We start from the raw sequence: 4441 nt of genomic DNA, 5'->3' as shown, positions 1-4441 counted from the left end.
AGAGAGCGCGTTGCGCTCCCCGGCTCATCGGTCCGGAGAAATGGGACACACCCAGTCAGACGTCGACGCAGAGTTGGGTGCGGAGGGTGTCGTAGGTCCACTGCTCCCAGTGCCCGGGAGTCCAGCCGCGGTCGCGGACGAACAGCAGGTACAGCTCCGGGCTCAGCAGGCCGAAGAGCACGTCGGCGGCGTGTTCGGCGGACACGCCGGCGCGGGCGCCGGGCTTGGCCATGATGCTGCGGGCGGCGGTGGTCTGGACTTCGAGGCGCGGGTCGGTCTCGTACTGCCACAGGCTGGCGATGCTCGGGTCCTGCGCGCTGGCGGAGCGGAGGACGTCAGTGATCGCCGCGACCCGTTGCAGCACCTGGCGGGTGCCCGCCACGTGTCTCCGCAAGTGTTCCTGGGCGGTGTCGGCGGCGAGCGCGTCGAGGAACCAGGCCCGCTGCATGGTCGGGATCGCCTCGTCGTCGCCGGCGATGGTGACGTCGACCAGCTCCTTGAGCAGCGACGGTTTGTTGCCGAAGGCGAAGTAGATGGTCTGGACGGCGACCCCGGCCCGATCGGCGATGGCCTGCAAGGTTGTCGCGCCGTAGCCCTGCTCGACGAACAGCTCGCGCGCGGCCCGCAGGATCCGCTGCCGGGTCTGGCGGGACTTCTCGCCCTTCTTGCCGGTGCTCTTGACCAGATGCATGGTTTCAATGTAACACTAGAGCCCGACTCTAAAGAACGACTCTAGGAAGGTGTCGAACATGGCTGTCATCCGTACGACCCGGTTCACCGTCGACCCCGTCGATGTCGAGACGATGCTGGCCCGGCGCGGTCAGTTGCTCGCCGCGGTCCGGGCGGCGTTCGCCGGCCCGACCGAGGCCCGGCTGGTCCGCCTCGACGAGGAGACCTGGCTGGACATCTGGCGGTGGGATTCGGGGGAGGCCCTGCGCGCGGCGCTGGAGGGCGCACCGGGCCTGCCGGAGGCCGGTGCGGCGTTCGCGGTGACCCGCGATGCCAGCGTGGAGCAGGGCGACGTGGTCGACGAGGACGTGTGGGCCCGATGACACGCTCCAGCGCCCTCGCCGTCGAAGCCTCGGGCCTGGTGAAGGCGTTCGCCGCGACGGTCGCGGTCCACGGCATCGACCTGAGCGTCCCGGCCGGCTCGGTGTACGGGTTCCTCGGCCCCAACGGTGCCGGTAAGACGACGACCATCCGCATGCTCGCCACCTTGCTGCGCCCTGATGCGGGTACCGCCCGGGTGTTCGGTCACGACGTGGTGCGCGACGCCGCGGCCGTGCGGGACCGGATCAGCCTGACCGGTCAGTACGCCTCGCTCGACGACGGCCTGACCGGGCGGGAGAACCTCGCGTTGCTCGGCCGGCTGCACGGCCATTCCCGGGCCGGCGCGGCATCCCGGGCCGGGGAACTGCTCGACGCGTTCGGCCTGACCGACGCGGCCGACCGGCTGGTCAAAACGTACTCCGGCGGCATGCGCCGCCGGCTCGACATCGCCGCCGGCCTAATCGTCACACCGGACCTGCTGTTTCTCGACGAGCCCACCACCGGGCTGGACCCGCGCAGCCGCAACGAGGTGTGGGCCATCATCCGCGTCATGGCCGCCGAGGGCACCACCGTTCTGCTGACCACCCAGTATCTCGACGAGGCGGACCAGCTCGCCGACCGCATCGCCGTCATCGACCGCGGCACGCTCGTCGCGGAGGGCACCAGCAGCCAGCTCAAGGCCTCGGTCGGCGGGGGAGCGCTGCACGTCCGGCTGAACGACCCGCACGACCGGCCCGCCGCGACGCGGGTGCTGGCGCAAGCACTCGGCGGTGCGGTGACGGCGGACGCCGATCCCGCCGCGCTGTCCGCCCGGGTACCGGCGGCCGGGCCCGCAGCCGGCGAAACCGTCGCCCGCGCGCTGTCCGACCTGGCCCGCGCGCAGATCGCCGCCACCGAGTTCGCGCTCGGGCAGCCGAGCCTGGACGAGGTCTTCCTCGCCCTGACCGGCCGCCCGCCCGCCGAGCGTTCACCCGAGGAGAAGGCCGAATGACCACCACACTCGACGCCATCGCCGGCACCGCAGCGGCGCGGGCGATCCTCGCCGGACGGCCGCGTCCGGCCCGTCCCGGCACCCTTTCTGTCGCGCTGGCCTTCGGGGGGCGGGCGCTGCGCAAGATCAGGCGTACCCCCGTGCAACTGTTCGACGTCGTCGTCCACCCGGTCGTGTTCACGTTGATGTTCACCTACCTGTTCGGCGGCGCGATCGGCGGGTCGACCGGTAGGTACCTCGGCTATCTGGTGCCGGGAATCCTGGTCATGACGCTGCTGGTGACCACCGGCACCACCGGCGCCGCGCTGAGCATCGACCTCGCCAGTGGCGTGTTCGACCGGTTCCGCACCCTGTCGATCCGCCCGGCCGCGGTGCTCGTCGGGGCGCTGCTCGGTGACGTGGTGCGCTACGCGCTGGCGTCGGCGGTGGTTGTGGGGCTCGGCCTCGCGTTGGGTTTCCGCCCGCACGGCAACGTCCCCGGCGTGGTGGCTGCCGTCCTGCTGGTCGTGGCCTTCGGCATCAGCCTGTCGTGGGTCTGGACCGCGTTGGCCATGGTCATGAGGTCCCCCGGCGCCGTGCTCGGGGTGACCCAGGCGGTGCTGTACCCGCTGTCGTTTTTCAGTAACATCTTCGTCATTCCGGCGACGCTGCCCGGCTGGCTGCGCGCCGTCGTGAACGCCAACCCCGTCACCCACCTGGTGACCGCTGTCCGGGGTCTCATGTCCGGCACCGCCCCCGGCGGCCAGGTCGCCTGGATCCTGCTGGCCTGCGCCCTGCTGACGGCGGTGTTCGCCCCGTTGTCGCTGCGCCTGTTCCGCACCCGATGACCCGCCGGGGAGAATGTGGCATGACACCGACCGTCATTCCAATAGGGACAGTGCGTGCCGGGCGAACAGACCCGCAGGACTCCGACCACTGGGGCGACGTGGAGAGCACGATCCTCGTCGACGAGCGCTTCGGCGACCGGTGCCTCACCGGGCTCGACGAGTTCTCCCACGTGGAGGTCGTCTACTTCTTCCACCAGCTGGCCGAGCGTGACGACTACCGGCAACCGTTGCGTCCCCGCGGCCGGGCCGACCTGCCCGAGGTCGGGGTGTTCTGCGACCGCGGTCCACGCCGGCCCAACCGGATCGGCTGCACGATCTGCGAGGTGGTCTCCGCGCACGGACGCCAGTTGCGGGTTCGCGGGCTCGACGCGGTCGACGGCACCCCGGTCCTCGACATCAAACCGGTGATGCGCCAGTTCGTCCCGTCGCACATCCGTCAGCCCGCCTGGGTCGACAGTCTGATGAAGGACTACTTCGCCAGCCAGCCACCGTGACCGGCCACGCACCCAGGAGCACCGTGGACGACAGTTCACGGCCGGTCGCTGCGCCGAGCCTACTTGTACTGGGCGATCTGGATCAGGTTGCCGCAGGTATCGTCCAGCACCGCAGTGATGACCGGGCCCATCTCCACCGGCTCCTGGGTGAACTGCACCCCGAGTTCGCGCAGCCGGTTGAACTCGGCGTGCACGTCGTCCACGGCGAAGGAGGTGGCCGGGATACCATCCTCGACCAGCGCCGCCTTGTACGGCTTCACGGCCGGGTGGTCGTCGGGCTCCAGCACCAGTTCGGTACCGTCGGGATCCTCCGGCGAGACCACGGTCAGCCATCGGTGCTCGCCGAGCGGGACCTCGTACTTCTTCACGAAGCCCAGCACGTCGGTGTAGAAGCGCAGGGCCTTGTCCTGGTCGTCGACGAAAACGCTGGACAGGTGGATCTTCATGGGGCGCTCTCCGGTACATCGGGCCTGAGCCATCGGGTCACGATGCGTTCAAGCGGTCCGGTGTTCAAATCGTGGAATTTGTAGCGGCCCTGACGTCGTGTCCGGACCAGGCCCGCGGCTTCCAACACGGCGAGGTGCTGGCTGATCGCCTGGCGGGACAGCCCCAGACCGTGCTTGGTCGCCAGCCGCGCGCAGATCTCGAACAGGGACTGGCCGTCCCGTTCCGCCAGCTCATCGAGGATGCGTCGGCGGGTGGGGTCGGCCAGTGCCTTGAAGACATCTTCCGCCACAACCACACCATAGGCAAGTGATGACTTGCATGACAATCGGACGCCCGTCGCACCGCTTGATCGAAGAGACAGACCTCGAACTCGCGTGCCCAGCGTCCGCCGACGTGGGTGAGAACGATCGTCGCAGGCCCGCGCAGACGAGGACCGGGGGTGGGCGCACGCGCGCCCACCCCCGGTCGTACCCGGCTGACCGGGTCAGCCCTTGCGCTTGCGGATCTCCTCGACGGCCTGCGGCGTGACCTTGAACAGGTCGCCGACCACGCCGTAGTCGGCCAGCTCGAAGATCGGGGCCTCGTCGTCCTTGTTGACCGCGACGATCGTCTTGGACGTCTGCATGCCGGCC

General features: G+C 69.9%; 7 protein-coding genes and 1 pseudogene. 4 read left to right on the top strand and 4 right to left on the bottom strand.

Going from position 1 to position 4441, the window contains the following annotated elements:
- Positions 1-55: 55 nt before the first annotated feature.
- Positions 56-691 (bottom strand): TetR/AcrR family transcriptional regulator, encoded by a 636-nt coding sequence (locus HC031_RS32060; RefSeq protein ID WP_167929212.1) that lies wholly within the window; start codon positions 689-691, stop codon positions 56-58.
- A 58-nt stretch (positions 692-749) separates the two neighbouring features.
- On the opposite strand from HC031_RS32060, the gene HC031_RS32055 reads away from it, so the two are divergent.
- Genes HC031_RS32055 through HC031_RS32040 form a run of 4 tightly spaced genes read left to right on the top strand, consistent with a single transcriptional unit; the run spans position 750 to position 3362 of the window.
- A complete protein-coding gene (locus tag HC031_RS32055; RefSeq protein ID WP_167929211.1) occupies positions 750-1052 on the top strand; it encodes a hypothetical protein in 303 nt (100 codons plus the stop codon).
- Positions 1049-2041: an ATP-binding cassette domain-containing protein gene (locus HC031_RS32050; RefSeq protein ID WP_167929210.1), complete on the top strand. Its 993-nt coding sequence runs from the start codon at positions 1049-1051 to the stop codon at positions 2039-2041. Before HC031_RS32055 ends, HC031_RS32050 begins: the two co-directional genes overlap by 4 nt.
- Complete coding sequence (locus tag HC031_RS32045) at positions 2038-2868, top strand: ABC transporter permease (RefSeq protein WP_167929209.1); 831 nt, start codon at positions 2038-2040, stop codon at positions 2866-2868. Before HC031_RS32050 ends, HC031_RS32045 begins: the two co-directional genes overlap by 4 nt.
- A gap of 20 nt (positions 2869-2888) precedes the next feature.
- Positions 2889-3362: an SAM-dependent methyltransferase gene (locus tag HC031_RS32040; protein ID WP_167929208.1), complete on the top strand. Its 474-nt coding sequence runs from the start codon at positions 2889-2891 to the stop codon at positions 3360-3362.
- A 59-nt stretch (positions 3363-3421) separates the two neighbouring features.
- Here HC031_RS32040 and HC031_RS32035 read toward each other — a convergent pair whose 3' ends face one another.
- From HC031_RS32035 to HC031_RS32025, 3 genes and pseudogenes are all read right to left on the bottom strand, one after another.
- Positions 3422-3808 (bottom strand): VOC family protein, encoded by a 387-nt coding sequence (locus tag HC031_RS32035; protein WP_167929207.1) that lies wholly within the window; start codon positions 3806-3808, stop codon positions 3422-3424.
- Positions 3805-4098, bottom strand: coding sequence for a metalloregulator ArsR/SmtB family transcription factor (locus HC031_RS32030; RefSeq protein ID WP_167929206.1), 294 nt, complete (start codon positions 4096-4098; stop codon positions 3805-3807). Before HC031_RS32030 ends, HC031_RS32035 begins: the two co-directional genes overlap by 4 nt.
- A gap of 195 nt (positions 4099-4293) precedes the next feature.
- Positions 4294-4441, bottom strand: a pseudogene (locus HC031_RS32025) (electron transfer flavoprotein subunit alpha/FixB family protein); the annotation flags it as partial.

The sequence above is a fragment of the Planosporangium thailandense genome, assembly GCF_011947195.1.
In the GTDB taxonomy this organism is placed as follows: domain Bacteria; phylum Actinomycetota; class Actinomycetes; order Mycobacteriales; family Micromonosporaceae; genus Planosporangium; species Planosporangium thailandense.
The sequence above is the reverse complement of the archived record's forward strand: the minus strand, read 5'-3'. Positions and strand labels throughout refer to the sequence as shown.

Excerpts from the sequence above, each read along its gene's own strand:
- HC031_RS32055 (WP_167929211.1), top strand. The coding sequence starts at position 750 with ATGGCTGTCATCCGTACGACCCGGTTCACCGTCGACCCCGTCGATGTC.
- HC031_RS32045 (WP_167929209.1), top strand. The coding sequence starts at position 2,038 with ATGACCACCACACTCGACGCCATCGCCGGCACCGCAGCGGCGCGGGCG.
- HC031_RS32060 (WP_167929212.1), bottom strand. The coding sequence starts at position 691 with ATGCATCTGGTCAAGAGCACCGGCAAGAAGGGCGAGAAGTCCCGCCAG.
- HC031_RS32050 (WP_167929210.1), top strand. The coding sequence starts at position 1,049 with ATGACACGCTCCAGCGCCCTCGCCGTCGAAGCCTCGGGCCTGGTGAAG.
- HC031_RS32035 (WP_167929207.1), bottom strand. The coding sequence starts at position 3,808 with ATGAAGATCCACCTGTCCAGCGTTTTCGTCGACGACCAGGACAAGGCC.
- HC031_RS32040 (WP_167929208.1), top strand. The coding sequence starts at position 2,889 with ATGACACCGACCGTCATTCCAATAGGGACAGTGCGTGCCGGGCGAACA.